The 19331-nt window shown below is 58.5% G+C and carries 17 protein-coding genes and 2 riboswitches; of the genes, 4 read left to right on the top strand and 13 right to left on the bottom strand.

The features are described from left to right. Nucleotides 1-27 precede the first annotated feature (27 nt). From DLM86_RS29140 to DLM86_RS31855, 10 genes are all read right to left on the bottom strand, one after another. Nucleotides 28-744 (bottom strand): class D sortase, encoded by a 717-nt coding sequence (locus DLM86_RS29140; RefSeq protein ID WP_110843581.1) that lies wholly within the window; start codon nucleotides 742-744, stop codon nucleotides 28-30. 85 nt (nucleotides 745-829) lie between these two features. Next, nucleotides 830-4321: a collagen binding domain-containing protein gene (locus tag DLM86_RS29135; protein ID WP_110843580.1), complete on the bottom strand. Its 3492-nt coding sequence runs from the start codon at nucleotides 4319-4321 to the stop codon at nucleotides 830-832. Between the two features lie 337 nt (nucleotides 4322-4658). Continuing rightward, on the bottom strand, nucleotides 4659-5462 hold the full coding sequence (locus DLM86_RS29130; protein ID WP_110843579.1) for a transglutaminase domain-containing protein: 804 nt from the start codon (nucleotides 5460-5462) through the stop codon (nucleotides 4659-4661). Nucleotides 5463-5476: 14 nt separating this feature from the next. Beyond that, a riboswitch (cyclic di-GMP riboswitch) is annotated at nucleotides 5477-5564 on the bottom strand. An 81-nt stretch (nucleotides 5565-5645) separates the two neighbouring features. Then, nucleotides 5646-5730: riboswitch (cyclic di-GMP riboswitch) on the bottom strand. 165 nt (nucleotides 5731-5895) lie between these two features. Continuing rightward, nucleotides 5896-6936: a copper amine oxidase N-terminal domain-containing protein gene (locus tag DLM86_RS29125; protein ID WP_110843578.1), complete on the bottom strand. Its 1041-nt coding sequence runs from the start codon at nucleotides 6934-6936 to the stop codon at nucleotides 5896-5898. Between the two features lie 185 nt (nucleotides 6937-7121). After that, nucleotides 7122-8324, bottom strand: a complete 1203-nt coding sequence (locus DLM86_RS29120; protein WP_110843577.1) for an MFS transporter — start codon at nucleotides 8322-8324, stop codon at nucleotides 7122-7124. A 79-nt stretch (nucleotides 8325-8403) separates the two neighbouring features. Continuing rightward, the gene (locus DLM86_RS29115) at nucleotides 8404-8688 is read right to left on the bottom strand and encodes an ArsR/SmtB family transcription factor (RefSeq protein ID WP_110843576.1); all 285 of its coding nucleotides are present in this window, start codon (nucleotides 8686-8688) and stop codon (nucleotides 8404-8406) included. A 204-nt stretch (nucleotides 8689-8892) separates the two neighbouring features. Beyond that, nucleotides 8893-9801: a helix-turn-helix domain-containing protein gene (locus DLM86_RS29110; RefSeq protein ID WP_110843575.1), complete on the bottom strand. Its 909-nt coding sequence runs from the start codon at nucleotides 9799-9801 to the stop codon at nucleotides 8893-8895. Beyond that, on the bottom strand, nucleotides 9798-10646 hold the full coding sequence (locus DLM86_RS29105; protein WP_110843574.1) for a Gfo/Idh/MocA family oxidoreductase: 849 nt from the start codon (nucleotides 10644-10646) through the stop codon (nucleotides 9798-9800). Before DLM86_RS29105 ends, DLM86_RS29110 begins: the two co-directional genes overlap by 4 nt. A gap of 29 nt (nucleotides 10647-10675) precedes the next feature. After that, nucleotides 10676-11737, bottom strand: a complete 1062-nt coding sequence (locus DLM86_RS29100) for a Gfo/Idh/MocA family protein (protein WP_110843573.1) — start codon at nucleotides 11735-11737, stop codon at nucleotides 10676-10678. Between the two features lie 186 nt (nucleotides 11738-11923). Beyond that, nucleotides 11924-12148 carry a hypothetical protein gene (locus DLM86_RS31855; RefSeq protein ID WP_146250326.1) on the bottom strand — a complete coding sequence of 75 codons (225 nt, stop codon included), beginning with the start codon at nucleotides 12146-12148 and terminating at the stop codon, nucleotides 11924-11926. Between the two features lie 250 nt (nucleotides 12149-12398). Between DLM86_RS31855 and DLM86_RS29090 the strand changes: the two genes are divergently transcribed. Next, on the top strand, nucleotides 12399-13652 hold the full coding sequence (locus tag DLM86_RS29090; protein ID WP_110843571.1) for a Gfo/Idh/MocA family protein: 1254 nt from the start codon (nucleotides 12399-12401) through the stop codon (nucleotides 13650-13652). A gap of 58 nt (nucleotides 13653-13710) precedes the next feature. Here the strand turns inward: DLM86_RS29090 and DLM86_RS29085 are convergent, their stop codons facing one another. Together DLM86_RS29085 and DLM86_RS29080 are read right to left on the bottom strand one after the other, a co-directional pair. Then, entirely contained in the window at nucleotides 13711-14403 is a 693-nt protein-coding gene (locus DLM86_RS29085; protein WP_110843570.1) for a metal-dependent hydrolase, read from the bottom strand. A 185-nt stretch (nucleotides 14404-14588) separates the two neighbouring features. Further along, nucleotides 14589-15086, bottom strand: a complete 498-nt coding sequence (locus tag DLM86_RS29080) for a GNAT family N-acetyltransferase (RefSeq protein ID WP_110843604.1) — start codon at nucleotides 15084-15086, stop codon at nucleotides 14589-14591. Nucleotides 15087-15365: 279 nt separating this feature from the next. On the opposite strand from DLM86_RS29080, the gene DLM86_RS29075 reads away from it, so the two are divergent. The 3 genes from DLM86_RS29075 (at nucleotide 15366) to DLM86_RS29065 (ending at nucleotide 18037) form a co-directional block, all read left to right on the top strand. Beyond that, nucleotides 15366-16298 (top strand): DMT family transporter, encoded by a 933-nt coding sequence (locus tag DLM86_RS29075; RefSeq protein ID WP_110843569.1) that lies wholly within the window; start codon nucleotides 15366-15368, stop codon nucleotides 16296-16298. Between the two features lie 117 nt (nucleotides 16299-16415). Further along, on the top strand, nucleotides 16416-17087 hold the full coding sequence (locus DLM86_RS29070) for a hypothetical protein (protein WP_110843568.1): 672 nt from the start codon (nucleotides 16416-16418) through the stop codon (nucleotides 17085-17087). A gap of 152 nt (nucleotides 17088-17239) precedes the next feature. Next, a complete protein-coding gene (locus tag DLM86_RS29065; protein WP_170143738.1) occupies nucleotides 17240-18037 on the top strand; it encodes a peptidylprolyl isomerase in 798 nt (265 codons plus the stop codon). Nucleotides 18038-18128: 91 nt separating this feature from the next. Here DLM86_RS29065 and DLM86_RS29060 read toward each other — a convergent pair whose 3' ends face one another. After that, entirely contained in the window at nucleotides 18129-19028 is a 900-nt protein-coding gene (locus DLM86_RS29060) for a helix-turn-helix domain-containing protein (RefSeq protein WP_110843567.1), read from the bottom strand. Between the last annotated feature and the right edge of the window lie 303 nt (nucleotides 19029-19331).

Here is a 19331-nt window from a genome sequence, read left to right as displayed (position 1 = left end):
GGCACCAAACAAACAACCGGCGGAACGTTATGTTCCGCCGGTTGTTTGTTCACTTTTCGGTTGCCCGATTTTGGCCTGCACGATGAGCCGATGCGTCGCATTGACGACCGGATCGCATGTGATCAAGGTCAAGATCCGCTCGTCGCCGTCCCGTTCGAGTACCGACAAGTCCGTCGGCTCGACGATCGCGGTTCGGTATACGGTGTAAACGTACGTTTCGCCCGCCGTGCGGATGACGACGTCGTCCCCGACCTTCACTTCGTCGAGCCGGTTGAATTGCCGTCCCTTCGTCCGCGCGCGGTGGGCGGCGATCGCCGCGTTGCCGACGGCCCCGATCGGGTCCGTCTCGGTCATATGCGCGGCCGCCACCTTCATGTTGGCTTGCGTCGCTCCTTCCAGCACCGGGAGCTTCAAATCGATGGAGGCGATCTCGATCAAGGCGAGCGGCTGTTTCCCGTCGACGACCGGCACGTTCTCCGTAGATCCGGCGTCCGAACGGGCGGAATCGGCGGTGGGCGGCGTTGCCGCAAACGTCGCGGCGGCCGGCTCGACCTCGTGAGGCTCTTCCTCCAGCAGCCGGCTTAGCCGCGCATACCCCGTGATCACGTCGTCTTCCAGCTGAAAGCCTTGTTCGGCTTCCTGCAGGAGACGCTGCTGCTCCCGATCCGCCTGCCGCTCGATCAGCCACGGAGAAGCGAGTACGGCAATGCCGAGTACGATCAGGATATAGGATAGCTGGCGCATGACGTCTCGTTCCTCCCTTCCGGAACGGCGACTCTCCTTGCCCCGCCATGGAAGCGGGACAAGGAGAGTGCGTTCGTGCGTGACATTATCGGCTGCGGTTCGCGGTCTTGCGTCGAAGCGCCGCACCCATCAGGATCAGTGCGAATCCGGCCATGTAGATCGGCCATGGGCTCGCTTCACCGGTTTGCGGAAGCGTACGTTCCGCTCCGTCCTTCGGCGTCTGTTCCTTCACCGGAGAAGCCGGCTTCGGCTCGAGACGCGCAGGCGATTCGGGAGCCGGTACCGGGCCGCCTTTCGGCGTCGGTTCCTCATCGACGTCCACCGTCGGTGGCGTGACTTCGGGCTGTTCCGGTTTAGGCGTTACGCCGCCCTTCGGCGTCTCCTCGTCCGGAATGTCCACGTCTCCCGGCTTAGTCGGCGTTACCGGAGGCTTGCCGGGATCGACCGGGGTGGTCGGGTTTGTCGGATTCGTTGGATCTGTGGGATCTGTCGGATCCGTTGGGTCTGTCGGGTCAGTCGGATCCGTCGGATTTCCCGGATCGACAGGGCCCGGCGGATCGGACGGCTTTTTGCCGTTCGTCACGACAAGCTTCTTCGTCCCGCCGTCCTTGACGACGCTGGAGTCGATCGTGACGTTCTGCTTCGCTTGGCCGATTACATAGCCTTCCGGCGCGGCCAGCTCCTCAAGGACGTAGTCGTCGTACAGCAAGCCGCTGAACAACGCCTGGCCGCTCGCGTCGGTCGTCCGGACGATCGGCGCCCGTTTCCCCGCCTTATCGTACAGAGCGAACTTGGCGCCCGCGAGCTTCTTCGCCGGGTCGTCCTTGTCGACCTTCGTCACTTCGAGGCTGCCGGTTACGCCGCCTCCGGAACCGGAGCCGGAAGACGTGCGCACGACGATCTCGTCGGTCGTTTCCCGCACCTCGGTCTTAAATCCGTCGCCTTCGAGACGAACTTCGTTTTTCACTTTGTCTTTGTCCGGCGCGTTAATAAACGATTGATACTCCAAAATGAACGGTCTGGATACGGGCTGTGCGAACTTCAGCTCGAACGTTTCGCGAACGCCGTCCACGGATGTGATGGCGAGACTGTAGTCCGTTCCTTTCTTCAGCTCGCCGGCTTTGACGATCGTGCCGTTCGGCTGAACCGTCGTCGCGTACAGGCGGAACGAATCTTCGATCAAAATTTGATTCGGACTCGGGTCGTCGATAATTTTGGCGTTGGCGATATGCGACTGCCCTTCGTTGATCCGAATCGTCCAGTCGATTTTATTGCCGTTTTGCGTACCCTTCTTGCCAACGTATACGCCGCCATTCGGAATCGTTACGTCGCCTTTCCAAGTCGCTACGGCGGTGTTGCCGCTTTGCAGGACGGCTTCATTGATGATTTTGGATTCGATCATCGCGCCCTCGAGCGTCGTCTTGAACGTAAGCCAATACGCGGAATCGATCGGCGCTTTCCATGCGACCGTCAGTGTATTGCCGTTATCCGCGGCCGGCAGGATGACGTCATACTGGTCGGCCGGAACCGGATCGCCTTTGGATACGCCGTCCGCGGCGCCGCTCAAGTTCATGCGGAATACTTCGACGCTGCCCGGTACGAGCTTCTGGCCTTGCTTCAACACGTCGACGACACGCGCGTTGGCGATCGGATCGAGGTTGTAGTTGACTTTGACGTTCCAGGTGATCTGTTTGTTCGCCGCGTCGTAGGTGCCGTCTTTGCCGCCGTTGTTGGCCGTGAACGCATCCGCGCCGAAGTCGGCCGTTCTTTCGATCGGCCCTTTGTCCGTGACGCCTTCCTTCCAAGTCAGGACGGCCTTGTTGATATACTTTTTGCTAGCGTCGGTTTTCCAGCCCGGATGGAAAAGCGTTTCGTACGTAATGACGAACGTTTCGTCAAGCGCCCGGGTAAACCGGATTTCGAAACCGGCTTTCGTATCCGTATGGATCACCGTGTAGTCCGCGGGGGACTGGAGCTTCACGGAGCCGCTCACGTTTTGGACCTTCAGCGTACCCGGCAAAAATTCCAAGCCCGCGTTCGGGAATGAATCCTTGATGACGACGTCGTTCATGACGTACTTGCCGCCATCCGGCTTCTTGTCGTTGTTGACGGTCAGCTTCCAGGTCGTCTTTTTGTCTTTGTAGTTCGCGCCCGTGTTCTGCTTCACGAACAAGGTGCTTTCCTGCGTCGTTTTGACTTCCTTCTTCGTGCCGTCCGGGAGCGAAACGGTGTTCGTGATCGGCTCGTTTTTCTCTACGCGTCCGGTCGGCTTCGTCTCGTAACGAATCGTATAAGCCGAATCGATCGACGAGTTGAACTTCAATGTAAACCCGTTTGCCGTTGTCGTAGCGGTATAGGCCGAGTTCGGAAGCAGCTCGCTCGTCGTCCCTTTGTACACCTTCAGCGAATCCGGCACGAGCGTTTGGCTCGCCGAGAATTGGTCCGTCAGCACGGCTTGATCCGCCAGGATGACTTTCTCGCCGAAGTTGTACTTGATCGCCCAGGAGATGATTCCGGTCGATTTGTCATGCTTCTCGATCGCTTTATCCAGCAGGGCGCCGCGCTGTACCGTTACGGTAGCGGATGCTACGGCGTCGGGCACTCCGTCGCCGGACAAGACGGCTTTGTTCGTGAACTTGCTTTGATCGCCCACGATACGGGTGGAGTATCGGATTTCATAAGCCTTTCGAATGCTCTCGTCCAGGAACGAAAGCTTGAAGCCGGTACCGGCGGACGTATCCACCGTATAGATGGCATCCGCTACGGGAGCGCCGGGAACGACCGTGCCGTCACCGTTGACTTGCAGATGATGGACGCGGATCGAATCCGGAATCAGCTCCATGCCCTCCGGCGTCAAATCCGTAACGACCGCGTGTGTGACCTTGTCGAGCTTTTTGTTGACATGAAGCGTCCAATCGACGCGGTCTTTGCCGACGAGCGTCGCTTTCTTGTCTACGGTCGAATCGACCTGAGGCCGCAAATTCACGACGGCGGTTTGCACCCCGCTCCGGATCGGGAACGGGATCGTGACCTCGGCGTTTCCTTTGACGGTCTCCACGCTGAACTCCGTTCGGACCTCCAGCGTGCCGCTGATGTTGGAGTGATTCTCGATGTAATCGTTGAACGTCATGACTACTTTGCCGTTCCGGTCCACCGTGAACTGACCGACGTCGCCGCCGGCGGTGGAGAGCGCAGCGGTGAAATCCGAGTAGATTGCGAACTGGGTCGGCAGGTTGAAGACGAACGTGTCTCCCGCCTTATAGCCGTGGCCGTTGGGCAGCTCCCAATCGTAGCTCAGATGAATCGCCGCGCCGATGTCGAGACGGCTGTCCGGATTGTAGACGGCATCGATGACCGTCCCTTTCTCGTCTTTCAACGTCACTTTAGTCAGAAGGCTTTCACCGCCCGGCACGAAGGCCGATAAGGCGGGGAAGGCGGGCGCTCCGTAGACCGCTCCGTAGACCGATTGCTGGACCGATTCGGAATCGGAGGCCAGCGCATGTGCCGGGAAGCTTCCGTACAGCGTTTGCCACAGCAGTACGAAAGCGACCAGCATACCGCTAATTCGCTTTTTCATAATTCGTATCGTTCTCCCAATCCTATACTTTTCTTCCTGAAACTGATTGTATGACGGACGGACCGACTATAGACTTGCGGCCATCACCTCCGTTTGTTGGCTATATGCCGAAATTCCGGGCGCACGCTCTCTTCGCATCTCAGGCTCGGAGACGGATGCGGCCGTTGAGACGGCTTTCGAAGGAACGAACTGTTGCCAGTTTATACCGGGGATCTATACATTTTCTAAACAATGGGAAATAGCGCGCCCCTACGGTGTTTCGCTCTAGAAAGAAGCGATGAACCGTATGGCCGCGCTGCTCGGATAAGGAGTGCGGGAGATTAGCGGTGCTTTCGAATCAATAATATTTGGCGGCTTTGTAACGGGCCGCGTCTTTGCTCATCTGGAAGGCGTCTCCGCCGCCAAGCAATCCGGCGTCGACGGTCGTATCGACGATCATCCATTGCCCGTCCGCGTACACTTCATTCCACGCGTGATAAGCGGTGACGTAGTCCGAATCGCCCATGACGAGCTTGGCCGGAACGTCGACGCTTCGCAGCATGGCGGCGAACAACGAGGCGTAGCCGTAGCAAATGTCTTTGCCCGAAGCCAGGGTGCGGTCGATGTCGGGAATATAGTCGGCCGGCACATCGGCCGCCAGTGCATCGTCGTAACGGATGTTGCGGATGATGTAGTCGTAAAGGACCTGAACTTTCTCGAGATCCGTCGTTGCGTTTTTGGTCAATTCCTTCGCCAGTTTGACGGCTTCGTCGGCTTCATTCCAATTCACGTTCTGTACGGAGCCCAGATAGACGCTGGCGTCGTTCGCCAGCTCAACCGTGAGCACGGCTTCGGATACGACGCGGTACTGCGTCCCCGACTTCTGCTCCAGAACGGTTACCGTGTAGTCGCCGCCCCCCATTTGCAAAGGGAACGATTGCCCGGACACGCCGGGGGTTAATGTATACGTATACTTGTCCGACCCGTGGGCGACCATCAGCTTCGTTTTGACTTCGGGCTTTACGTCGTATCGGATCGTGATCGTGCCGCGATTCGCGTTGGCCGTATCCAGCCAATCGGCGGATTCCGAGGCGTTCGCGTTCGCGACGGCGAACAACGGGATAAGAAAAAACGCAACTGCCGCCAGCAGCCATTTGCGCATGGCGTCGTACTCCCTTCGGTGGCCAGGCTGCCCTATGACATTCGTCAAGTAGGCCCTATAGCTTTGCGTCCCTGCCTTTCGACAGGTTTGCCTTTATCGTATTAGAGTGCTGCGGTTCGCGAATCGGTACAAGCCCGGCGCCGAACGAAAAGGGCTTTGAAAAAAACAAAAAAAGCATGTTCGTTCGGTAGCTGGCTGCCATCTGACGGATCAGGAAGGCCCTGTAGCTTTGCGTCGCTGCCTTTCGACAGGTTTGCCGTTATCGGGAATCGCTTTCTTTCCTCATTATATATTAGTTCCTTCGCACAATCAATTCCCGAATTCGGGAAAATGACCGGGAAATCGACAATCGAAAAGCCGCCGGCTGAACGAGCCGGCGGCTGCTGGGGTGGGCGGTCGGTCCGAAACCGGTCCCTATTGTTTCGTTCGACACTTACTCGGCGGTGTCCACGACGATTTTCCATGCGCTCCCGATCGGGGGCAAGCTTTTCGTCAGCAGGGGGCCGTAAAATCCGATGACCTTCGTCCCTTTGGCCAGCTTCCGATCCGCTGCGGGTACCCCGTTCTTGTCGACGATCGCGGTGTCGTCGGGAATGCGCAGGACGACTTCGCTCGGCGATACGTCGCTCAAGCCTTCGCCTTTAATCACGACGCTCCGGTTGCCCTTATCGTCCGTCCGCACATCCTCGATGGAGCCGGCCGTACCGAGCTTATCCTTCTCCAGCTTGGCGTCCTTGACCGTCATGCGGAAGACAGTCGTTTGCGGGGGCAAGCTCAGCGTCGCCGCGAGCGAATGCTCGGCTTCGACGGTCAGCCCGAGATGCAGATCGGAGAGGGCGATCGGGGTTCCGTCCGCCATCTCGACGACCGTATCCGGTCCCGCCTTCAGCACGATTCCGTCCGTGCCGGCGCCCTGGATATGGATCGACGCACGACCACCGTCCGACGTCCGGATTCCGGTAATGACGCCTTGCGCTTGAACGGTCTTTTGCCGCTCCTCGAGCGAAACCGCGATCGAAGCGCCGTTCTCCGCAACCGAGCCGTGCAGCACTTTGCCGACGAAAGACGCGGGCACGTAAAGCTTGTTATCCACCAAGGCGGTCGCCGTTCCGAGGGACGCGTGCGTGTTGTCGATCGTATAGCGGTCTTCGCCCGTCGTCACGGTCGTAAAAAGGCTGCCTTTCGACAGGTCGACGGAGAGCGTCTCCGGGTTCCACGTCAACGTAAAGCCGAGGCTCTCGGTGACCGCCCGAAGGGGCAGCATCGTAACGGTACCGTTTGCCGTCCGGTAGCCGGTCTCCGCGATCGCTTGTCTGTTCACCTCGATCGAGACGGGCGAAGAGGCGGATGGAGCGGAGATCGGCACGATTTCATTCGCCTGCGTCGCCGCGGGCGTGGAGGCGTAGGCGGTTCCTGTCGCCATCAGGGCGGCGACGGCTGCGATGGCGAAGCTTTTTTTCATGGTGTGGTTCATGTCGATTCTTCCTTTCTGCGTCGTATGTAGGCGGCTTACGAGTTCCTGACGGCGGGAGGAGGGGATATGTTGCAGGATGTGCCATTTCGGTCTGTGACAAACGGGTGAACGGGGGTACACAAACAAAAAAAGAAGCGGTGAAATCACCGCTTCCCATCCCGATTCGGCCGCCCGCCGGCGGGTCCTTACGCACCCGCCTTTTGCAAAGCCCGTTCCTTCGACTTCCGGAGCGAACGGAGGCGGGAACGGTTCATGCCGAGGGAGGCGGCGGCCATACCCGCGGCGACGGCGACTCCCGCCGCTCCGATCCAGCTGATCGACGTCAGCGACACCTGCTCGACGACGACACCGCCGATTCCGGCGCCGGCGGCCATGGCGAGCTGAAGCACGGACGTGTTCAGGCTCAGCATGATGCCGGACGCTTCCGGCGCAAGCGAGATCAAGTAATACTGCTGCGTCGGGCCGGACGACCAGGCCGAGAACGACCACAGCATGAGAAGCGCGAACACGGCGACCGACGAATGAGCCGCGAGCGACAGCAGGATGAGCGACGCCGCGTGAAGCAGCATGCCCCCGATCAACGTGCGGGGCACGCCCCACCGGTCCGTGCTGAAGCCTCCGAGCTTGGAGCCGATCAGGCTGGCGATGCCGAAGGCGAACAAGCCCGCGCTCACGCCTTGCTCGCTCATGCCGGTAACGGTAAGCAGATAGGGCGAAATATACGTATAGGCGATCGCATACCCGGCGATCCAGAAAAACGTGATCGACAGCGCGACGGCGATGCGCGGCTGCTTGAGGAGCGCCAGCTGCTTGCCGAGCGGGACGGGCTCTTCGCCGCCCGACTTCGGAATCGAAAACGCGATCAGGGCCATTGCGACGATGCCCAGCAAGCCGATTCCGCCGAAAATCGTCTTCCAATCGTAGTAGGCGGCGACGACCCGGCCGAGCGGGACGCCGACGATGAGAGCGGTGCTGAAGCCCATGACGAGCGTCGCGATGGCGCTCCCTTGCCGGTCAGGCGGGGCGAGCCGGGAGGCGACGGTCAGGGCGGTTACGACGAACACCCCCGTGCTCAGCGCCAGGACGATCCGCGATCCGATCAGAAACTCGAACCCGGGGACGGCGACGGCGATGCCGTTCCCGACGACGAACACGCCGAGCGCGTACAGCAGCAGCTTGCGCCGGTCCATCCGGGCGGTCAGCGCCATCAGGATGGGGGTGCCGAAGGCGTAAGCGAGCGAGAACACGGTAATGAGCTGGCCGGCGGCGGACACGGTCACCCCGATATCGTCCGCGACTTTATCCAAGATCCCCGCAATAATAAATTCCGACGTGCCGACGAGAAAACTGACGATGGCCAGCATATAAATTTTCCAAGCGTTCGACATTACGTGTGATGCTCCTTTCTCCACTCCATATTATTTTGATATTTCTAAAAATATAGAAATAAAGGCCGAAAAAATGCCGCTAAGATTCCAACAAATAAGGGGCGTACCGCTGGGCCACCTCACGGTTCACGCTGTAGTAAATATACGTCCCCTCCTTACGCAGATCAAGCAGGCCGCAATCGGTCAATTGCTTCAGGTGGTGGGACAACGTCGAGCCGGCGATCGATTCCAGCTTGTTCGCGATGTCGGTGCAGCACAAGCATTGCTCGTCGGTCAAACAAAGAGCGATTTTGAGCCGGGTCGGCTCTCCGAGCGCTTTGTATACTTTGACGGCTTGCTGAATTTCCGATTTCCGATCGATCATGGACCCTCACCCTTGCTTTTGACTTATTTCTATATGTATCGAAATAGAGAATACCATACGTTTTCGTTCTTGTAAACAGCGTTTTTTCATGTGGGGCGGCTGCGTCGGTTTCGTACCGTTCGCGTCGCGATCCCTAACGCGCTCAGGCCGCCCGAAGCGGGGCGGCCTGAATCGACTGCAGGGCAGGGGAGGGGCTGGCGGATATCAATCCGCCGCTTTCGCTTCTTCCCGCTGCATGGCGACGTATTGGGAGGGCGGGTAGCCCATAATGCGCGAGAACGCCTTGCTGAACGACGGAAGCGTCTCGTAATGAAGCCGCGCCGCGACCTGCTTGACGGACAGGTTGCCGTACTTCAGCAGCTCGAGCGCCTTCTCCACTTTTTTATGGTTGATGTACCGCTGCAGCGTCATGCCCGTCTTGTCCTTGAACGTATGCGACAAGTACGTGTAGCTGTAGCCCAAATCTTCCGCGATCGTGCCGATGCTCTTCAGCTCGAAAATATGGTTTTCGACATACCGGATGACGGAGTAGACCGTATTGCCGACCGAATGCGGCGACTTTTGCGGCGTGTAGCGTGCGAATTTGGCGCTTTTCTCGGTGAAGGAGCGGTACGACAGGACGACGACTTCTTCGAGATAATTTTTGATCATCGTGTGCGAATACGGCTTCTGCGTGTAAAACTCGTCGATGTTGCGCAGAAACGGGATGACCGCGTTGTACGTATCCTTCGCATGCTGATAAGGGACGGAGCGGAAAAACGAATGAATGTCCGCAAATTCCGCGTCGGCCTGCTCGTTGAACAAAAAGCCCATATAGACGTACCGCAGCATGTCGGACGGCCCCGCCTGGATCGCATGCCGATGGCCGACGGCGTTGAACATGATATCGCCTTCGTCCACCTTCACGCAAGCGTCGTCGATGTAGAAATACCCGCTGCCGGACACGATGTAGCTCAGCTCGAAGCAATATTGCAGGTGCGGCTTGATTTCGTAGCCGCATTGGCAGCAAATTTCACCGATCTGGTACAGATCGATGGCACCGAACGTCCGCTGCCCCGGAGGCGGCACATGGTCGAAGTGAAACAGACACCCCGCATGCCGCTTCTCCTTCATTGCCGCGCGCCGGAAGGAAGCTCGATCCACTGGTACGGCGTGGCGGCCGCCTTCAAGCCGTATTCGATGATCGTAATGACCGCGATCGTCTCGGCCGGATCGACCGTCGGGACGCCCGTTTCGAAAAACCGGGTCAAATCCCGGATGAAGGCGGCGAAAAAGTCGGACTCCGCTTTCAGCACCGCCGATTTGCCCGAGGCGTAATTCAGCGCCAGGGTGAACGGACTGCCGGCGAAATGGTGAATCGCCGCTTGCCGGCCTCCCGAGAAGCCGATCAAGAGCGAAGGCGTGTTGGCCGTGCCCGTAAACATGACGCGTTCCGCCTCGCTTCCCATCAGCGAGACGATCGGCTCGATCTGGTGGATCGAGTAATTGTCATAGCGGCCGGGGCCGATGCTGCTGATGTACTCGATCCCTTCCCGGTCCGCCCCTGCGTATTCCGCGGCGTAACGCAGCGCGGAGGACGAATAGAGCGGCGTGCCGTGCTTGGCGGCCGTATCGATCAGCAGCTGCGCCGTCGCCCGGTCGGGCGCGAACGTCTTATCCACGTACGTCGGCTTGCCCGACTGCAGCGGCAGCATCGCAAGCTCCTCGTGGAATTCCGGGTAGTCGGGAGACAGCACGATCAAGTAATCGCTCTTCTCCACGACTTCCTCGATCGAGCCGAGCAGCTCGACGCCTTTGTTGCGGCACCAGGTCGCATTGTCGAGCCCGTTGTCGGCGTCCTTCTTGGCGTAGGCGTAGGCGACCTTCATCGCCCCGCCCGTCGCGTTCTCGATCCATTCCGGATATTTGTTCGCATGCCATTCGTCGAGGAAATAGTCGATAAATCCGATTTTCTTCATGTTCAACCTCGTTTCGGGATGGCGGTCCGTCAGTCGACGGCGATTTCCGAGCGTTTGTCGGACGAATCGTAGATCGCCTGAATAATTTTGGACGACAGGATGACCGTGTCGATGTGGGCGGGCGATTTCTCTCCCGTCCGGACGCATTTCAGGAACGAATCGATTTCGTTCTGGAACATGTCGCGTGCGTTGAACTGCGGCGTCGTCTCCAGCAGGGCGCCGTTCTGCGCGCTGTACAGCTTGAAGTCTTTGCCGTATTGCAGCCGGATACCGGCCTTGTCGCCGAGAAAGTCGATGTACATTTCGCTCACGCCGATGTTTTGCGCCCAAGCGCCGTTCACCGTGACGGTCGGCCCTTCGGTACGGATCATGGCCGTGACGAAATCGTCGACGTCGTATGTACCTTCATAGTTGGGAGGTCCGGCCCACATGGTCAAGTACGAATAGTTCTCCATATCGCGACCGAGCTTGCTGAACGCCTGGCCGGTAACGGTAAGCGGCTTCGGATCACCCGAGCAATACATGACGATGTCGAGGAAATGGACGCCCCAGTCGATGAGAACGCCGCCGCCGGCGATCGACTTGGTCGTGAACGCGCCGCCGAGGCCCGGGATGGAACGGTGCGAGCGGAAGCTGACATAGACGTGGTACAGCTCGCCGAGGTCGCCGTTTTGGATCATGTTGCGGATAATGTTGACGCCCGTGTTGAACCGGTTGACGACGCCGATGTTGAGCACCTTGCCGGTTTCGTGCTGCACCTTCTGCATTTCCAGCGCTTCGGCGTACGTCCGGGCCGCCGGCTTCTCGCACAGCACGTGCTTGCCCGCGCGCAGGCAGTCGATGGCGATCTTGGCGTGCATATGGTTCGGCGTACAAATGGAGACCGCTTCGACTTCGGGGTCGTTCAGGATGACGTTGTAATCCTCGACCGCTTCGCCGCAGCTGTAATCTTGAACGGCTTTCTCGGCCCGCTCCTTGATAATGTCGCAAAAGTATTTGATTTCCGCATCCGGATTGCCCAAGTACGCCTTGATGTGCGCGCTGTTCGCGATCGTGCCGCAGCCGATAATGGCAACTTTGATTTTGCTCATCGAATGGTTCCTCCCCGAGTAGGTTTTAACACCCTAATTGTAGCTTTCCGGGGCAAATATACAATAGCTTTCTTCAACGTTGCACTTATCCCGATTTGTCTTTTTTGTTCGTCAAAAGAGGACGGGGGGGAAACGAAGAAGCCCCGCCGGTGACGGTCGGGACTTCTTCGTCGGGAAGCCGATAGGTTATCTGCATTTGCCGCAGCCGCATTTGCACGTTTTTCTCGGCGAGCTTTTGACCGACGCGCCGCGTATTCCGCCGACGGCGATCCGCCCGCACCTCAGGCAATCCGCGATGCACTGCTGCCGGCCGAATAGGAACAGCCGGTTGCAGACGTTCGTGCAAAATCTTCTGCAGTCGGGAGTCGCATTCGTACCGGAACGATACTGGGATCGGGAGCTTTTGGCCATGAGGACACCCCCTTCTTGTACAAGATCAAACCATTCTATTCCGGGAGATTGCCGTTCTCCTGTGTTGGTTACCTTGCGAATGAAAGAAGGGCGCGTCTTGGTCATGCGCAAAACGGCTGTAATCGGTTTGTTTTTGATCGTTGATGGATCGAATCGTTTCGGTTATGATTGAATGTGTGTATAATATCGTTTTCCATAACGATTTCGGTGAATCATGCAACCGCTCCAAACGCGGGAAAGGATGATAGGAATGAGTCAGAATGGGACGTCTTCTTCTGTCGTGAAGCTGGGAGTCATCGGATTGGGCGGACGGGGAAGAGGTTTGCTGGAAACGCTGCTCGCCATGGACGATATCGAGGTGCCGGCGGTGTGCGACCTGTACGAGGACCGGCTGCAGCTCGGACTCGGGCTCGTGGAATCGGCCGGGCGCCCGAAAGCGGACGGCTATGCGGACTACCGGCAGCTGCTGGCGCGCGACGATTTGCAGGGCGTCGTCATCGCGACGACATGGATCACGCACGCGGAGATCGCCGTCGCCGCCATGAAGGCGGGCAAGTACGCCGGCATCGAGGTCGGCGGAGCCGCCTCGCTCGAGGAATGCTGGGAGCTTGTGCGCACGTTCGAGCAGACCGGCGTCCCGTGCATGCTGCTCGAAAATTGCTGCTACGGCCGGGAAGAGCTGACCGTCCTGAACATGGTCAAGCAAGGGCTGCTGGGCGAGCTGATTCATTGCCAGTGCGGCTACGAGCACGACCTGCGCGAGGAAGTGGCGATGGGCGAGCAGACCCGGCATAACCGGTACCGCAACTACTTGCACCGCAACGGCGACGTCTACCCGATTCACGGGCTCGGACCGATTTCGAAAATATTGAACGTCAACCGGGGGAACCGGCTGCTGACGCTGACGTCGATGTCGTCGAAGGCGCGCGGCATTCGCCACTGGGCGACCGAAAAGTTCGGGGAGAACGATCCGCTCGCGAAGACGGAATTCGCCCAAGGCGATATCGTCACGACGATGATCAAATGCGCCGGCGGCGAAACGATCCAGCTGATCCACGACACGACGCTGCCTCGTCCGTATTCGAGAGCGGGACGCGTGCAGGGGACGAAGGGGATCTGGATGGAGGACAACAACTCGATCCATATCGAGGGCCGCAGCCCGGCTCACGAATGGGAATCGTTCGAGGCGTACCGGGAGCAGTACGAGCATCCGATCTGGAAAGAGTTCCTGAGCAAAGGCGTCACCGGCGGCCACGGCGGGATGGACTACTTGGTGCTCCGGGCTTTCGCGGAAAGCATCAGGGCGAAGACGGACACGCCGATCGACGTATACGATACGGCCGTCTGGATGTCGATCACGGCGTTGTCCGAGCAATCGGTAGCGCTTGGCAGCGCCCCTGTCGCGATTCCCGACTTCACGAAGGGCAAATGGATCAAGCGGGACCCCGCGCCGGCGGGGCGCTACGCGCTCGATCGCGTGGACGAAACGCTTTTCGCGGAATAATAAAAAGAGCTATCCCCGTGCCGGACGGAGGATAGCTTTTTTATAGGGCCGTCGGATGTCAGTCCAACATCATCCGTTCGCCGGGCGCCAGCACGCGGCCCCGCAAACCCCGTTCCTCGAGCTTCCGCACGAACGCTTCCGCGTCTTGGCGGATGGGCGGGAACGAGTTGTAATGGACGGGGACGACAAGCTTCGCGCGGAACCATTCCGCCGCCTGCACGGCGTCGTCCGGCCCCATCGTATAATGATCGCCGATCGGGAGGAACGCGAGATCGATCTCGTGCCGGTCGCCGATCATTTTCATATCGCCGAACAGCGCCGTGTCGCCGGCATGCAGAATCGTTTTCCCGCCGGCGCGGATCAGGAAGCCGGCCGGCATGCCGGCGTATACGATCTTCTGCTCGTCGTCGAGCACGACGCCGGAGCTGTGGAACGCCTGGATCATTTTCGCCTGCGCGAAGCCGAGGTCCACCGTTCCGCCGAGGTTCATGCCGATCGTCGGCAGTCCTTTCCAAGACATGTAAGCGGCCAGCTCGTGAATCGCCACGATGGTCGCGCCGTTGCTCCGGGCGACCGGCTCGGCGTCGAGAATATGGTCGGTATGCGCGTGGGTGAGAAGGACGTATTCGACCTCAATGTCCTCCGGCTTCGTTACGGCGAGCTCGTTGCCCCGCAAAAACGGATCGATGACGAGCGAGCGTCCCTCGACCGTCAGCTGGACGCAGGAATGGCCATGATAGCGGATCTCCATATGTAAAATCCCTCCTTTTTTCTCCATTTTATCATAACCCGGCCGTGTGCGCGTTAGACCCGCTTATCGCCCCAGCGTCATACCGGGACGTTCCATGCGCTTGCGAGGTGCTTGGGAATGATGATCGTGGCCTATTTTTTCCATCAGATGTATAAGAACCGGGTGTAACATAACCTATTTCATCATCAGAGGGAGCCCTCGTACGTACTCGAAACGATACCTTTCTTAAAAAGAACCCTATTCCCGCCGCGGCCATCGTAGTCAAGACATACGGGCACGCCGTCCAGCTCCTGCTCCTGGGGTTCCACGATAAATCCCATTCGGGTATGAAACTCGATTGAATTTTTATTGGCAGGAGCAGTGACACAACGGACTATACTTCTTCCCGCTGCACCGACGCGTTTGAAAAACTCCTTGTAAAGCGCTTGTCCAACGCCTTTCCCGCGCCGGGAAGGGGCGACCATTACGATTCGGATATAAGCCTCATTTGGTTTGGATTGCGACAAGAACCCCATGACAAAGCCTATGATCTTCCCGTCTTCTTCCGCTAAGAGGCATGTATCCTGAAAATGTTCGATATACCACTTGGAAAACATATCGCTTGAATAAGGGCGCCCCCACCAATCGGAAGCTGCTTCTATAATTGCCTTGCAGTCTTCCGGATGAATCTGTCTTATATTCAAAAAACAACCCCCTAGGTTCAAGACAATAACAACCTATTCCATTTTGTTCCTTCACTTTCCTGCCAGTTGCTTCAATGGAAAACGGCCGCCGGCCGCCGCACGACAGCACGGAACCGCCAATATTGACAATTCGCAGGGTTGCTTTTATACTACATAGGAATTTGCATACTAAAACCTGCTGCATTCAGGACGTGGACTTTTGTAGAGGAAACTCTATTTTCGCCACACGATTGTTTTTCGACAATCGTGTGGCTTTTTACGTTACAGAGGAGGAAGACGATGAAAACTTGGCATTACGCGTGTATTGTCTTTATGGGCGGGTGCTGTTACGGCGTGTTATCGACCTTTGTGAAACTGGCTTACTCCGCGGGCTTTTCCGTTTCGGCGGTGTCGGGCGGCCAGTATTTATTCGGGGCTTTGCTTTCCTGGTTATTGGTGATGTTCACCCCAAAACAAAAGCTGCCGCTCAAGCGGATCCTGCAGCTGCTCGGGTCCGGGATTCCGTTCGGCCTGACCGGCGTATTTTATTACCAGTCGCTGCAAACGTTGAACGCTTCGCTCGCCATCATTTTTTTATTTCAGTTCGTTTGGATCGGGACCTTCTTGGAGTGGATTCTGTATAAGAAAAAACCGACCGCGGGGAAGACGATCTCGATCGCCGTCCTGCTGATCGGCTCCGTGCTGGCCGCCAATCTGGCGGCCAAAGGCGGAATCGCGCTGTCCTGGACGGGAATGGCTTGGGCGCTGCTCTCGGCCTTGACCTTTACATCGTTCATTTATCTTAGCGGCTCCGTCGGAAAAGATATTTCTCCCGTTCGAAAAAGCGCCCTGCTCTCCACCGGCGGCCTCCTCGTTGTATTTGTGCTGCTTCCGCCGACGTTCCTTCTGGATATGTCCGTGTTCATGGGGGTTGCGCCATACGGGTTGCTGCTCGGTTTTTTTGGAGTCGTTCTCCCGCCGTTGTTATTTTCGATCGGCATGCCCAATATCGGACCGGGGCTCGGCACGATCTTGGCGGCGTCCGAGCTTCCGGTAGCCGTATCGATGTCTTCCTTCCTTTTAGCCGAGCCGGTAAGCTATTCGCAATGGATCGGGGTTGTTCTCATTTTGGGCGGCATCGCGGCCGGAAACGTATCGTTCTCCAAGCAAGCGGCCGCCCGCCGGACGGGTCGGGACGAACCGGCCACTGACCGGTCACGGCCGCGAAAATGACCGCGTCACGGCCGCAATAAGTCGACGGAACCTTTTGCCGGTTCTCGAAAATGTGGATGATGGATGAGGGAATCGGATGCATGCGATCATCCGTATACACAAAGGAGATGGAACCGAATGAAGAAGAAATCGACATGGATAGCATCGGCCGCGATGGCCGCCCTGCTCGCCTTTCCGAGCGTCGTCGGCGCTGCCGAGGAGGAAGCGGCGCCGCAGCCGGAGCCGCCCAAGCCGAGCCAAATCCGGCTCGAAACGGAAGGTCCTTTCACGTCCTTGCAGGTCGGCAAATGGGTGTACGTATTCAACGACCAGGAGCCGATCTTCCATACGAAGGGCGGCGATCAATACGGCTCGCTGAAAGATTTGTTCGTGCTGCCGTTCGGCCCCGAGCAAGTACCGTTCATCGTCGTCCGCCATCCGAAGTCCGGGCTTATGGTATTCACCGATCAATGGCCGAAGCTGAACGCGGAGGAAGCGGAGAAGCCGGACCCGCAGTCCGAGGCGTACGACAGCGGACGCATCTTCGATACGGCCCAGACGAAGATCGTCAGCAAGACGTCGCACCATTACGCCGAGCAGGAAGGAGACGAAGTCGTCGTCTACACCGCGAACGACTTCGACGATCTGCAGAAAGGCTACCATGAGTCGATCCGAACCAAGGGCAAGCTCAGAGGGCTGATCCTGTACGATTGCTGCCCGTTTGTCGTCGTGGAAACGGCCGACGACGAGCTGGCGGTATTCCACGCCGGCGAGCAAGGCGCCCTCAAGGCGGGCGTCATCGACTTGTAAGCCGCTGCAACCGAAACGACCGGACCCGTAGGGCTCCGGTTTTTTCGTGTCCGCGCCAAAAGAGGGATTCGCGAAACCGACGCCGAATACGAGTGGAAGGTCCGCCGAACGTTCGGGGTTCGGACGATTACGCGTTGGGAAAGGTGGTTGCCATGAAGAGCAAGCTGCAAGGCATGGCCATGGGGTTGATCATCGGGGTTCTGCTGTCCGTCTCGTTCGTACAGGCGTCGGGGACGGGGACGTCGATCGAGGTGTATTTCAAGGAGCTGCGTTATTTGTTCGACGGGGTGGAGAAGAAGCCGGAGCAGGACGGGTTTATCTACAACGGCACGACGTACGTACCGCTTCGCTTCGTCGGCGAGGCGCTCGGCAAACGGGTGCAGTACGACGACGATACCGGAACGATCAAGGTCGGCCATCAATACGCGGCCGATCCCGCGATGACGATCGATCAGGCGAAGACGTACCGGGCGAACGTGACGACGACGAAGGGCAGCTTCGTCATCGAGCTGTTCGCGAAGGACGCGCCGAAGGCGGTCAACAATTTCGTCTTCCTGGCGGGCGACGGCTACTACGAGGACGTTCCGTTCCATCGGATCATCGAATCGTTCATGATCCAGACGGGCGACCCGACGGGCACGGGAGCCGGAGATCCGGGCTATTCGTTCGCCGACGAGCTGAACAACGGCCACAAGTACGAGCCGGGCGTCGTCGCGATGGCGAACGCCGGACCGAATACGAACGGCAGTCAATTTTTCATCTGCACGGGGGCGGAGAGCGAGCTGTTGAACAACAACCCGGATTATACGATTTTCGGCAAGGTCGTCGAAGGGATGGACGTCGTCAAGGCGATCGCCGCGACGCCGGTCGCGCCGAACGCCTACGGCGAAACGAGCCAGCCGAAAGAAGAAGTGAAAATCGAGCGGATCGACATCACGGTTCAGCCGTAGCCCCGGGCGGCGACGGACAAGCCGGACCGGCGACAATCCTCTCTTGCCGAAGGCGTATAGCAGCGCCGGCGGCAGGAGGGGGTTGTCTTTTTTACAGGCGCTTGTGCAGGCGGGCCTTCAAGATGTTGGCGTACTCGGAGGGCGACGAGCCGGTCATTTTCTTGAACTGCTTGGAGAAGTAATGGACGCTGCTGTAGCCCAGAAGCCCGGCGATTTCCGTGAAATTGTAGTTGTCCTCGCGGATATGCTCCTTCGCCTTCTCGATCTTGAGCCGGTTCGCGTATTCCATGACGCCGCAGCCCGTCGTTTTTTTGATCAGCAGGCTGAGCCGCGTCTTCCCGATCGAAAACGCGCTGCAAATGCGCTCCACCGAAAGCTCGTCGCTCAAGTGAGATTCCATATAGTCGATGATGCGTTCGGTCAGGCCGGCCTCCTGCTTCTCCGCCGAAGCGAAAGGAAGCGGCGGCCGGTTTTCGGGGGAGGCCGCGCTCCGGATCAGGACGATGAGAAGCGTCTCGAGAAACGTGACGAACAGCTGCTCGCTGCCGTAAGGGGCGTTCGGCTTCCGCGCGAGCAAGGGGCCCGGGTGGCGGACGGTGTTCGGTACGAAGGCACGGTCGCCTTCCTCCATCAACGAAGCGAGCAGCCCCCGCTCGTCGTCGCTCAGCCGGAACCGGCGGTTGCGCCGGAAATGGTTCATGCCGGGCGAGCGGCATTCGAACGAGACGATGAAGACGTTCGCCGCGACCGAGCCGTTGCAGGCGGCGGCGTGGAATTGGCCGGGCTCGAACGCAAGCAGATCGCCCTGCCGAAGCTCGAAGTCGCCGCGGTCGGTTTGGACCCGCAGCTCTCCTTTGTCCACGTACAGAAGCTCCCAAAAATCGTGGTGCTCCCCGCCGAACGCGTAATTTTTCGCCAATTCGTAATAGGAGCACGTCACGAGCTTGCGGATGACGATCTCCCGCCGGGTCGGGTATCGCGGAAATTCCATTCCTCCTCCACTCCTTCCATCGCGGCGGTTACGGCCGTGCAGATGTTACTTACTTCCACGCGCGACACCCAAATCCTTTCGAACAATTCGACCAACCCCGCGAACAAATGGATAAACGAAAAGACAAAAAAAATGAAAAATTGAACAAAGATTTCGGGCGGCTTTCCCGTTATCATTTTTGATGAAAGCGATTTCCAAGAGGCTGGTTCGGAACGGACGGGAGGTGGATGGCGACGCGGTTTCTATTCCTGGGGGCTCCACCGGATCGGCACGATGTCGGTTGTATACGAAAAATGAACAATT

It is taken from the genome of Paenibacillus flagellatus (assembly GCF_003217775.1).
GTDB classification, from domain to species: domain Bacteria; phylum Bacillota; class Bacilli; order Paenibacillales; family NBRC-103111; genus Paenibacillus_AB; species Paenibacillus_AB flagellatus.
Note: the sequence above shows the minus strand (reverse complement) of the source record. Positions and strands in the feature narration are given on the sequence as shown.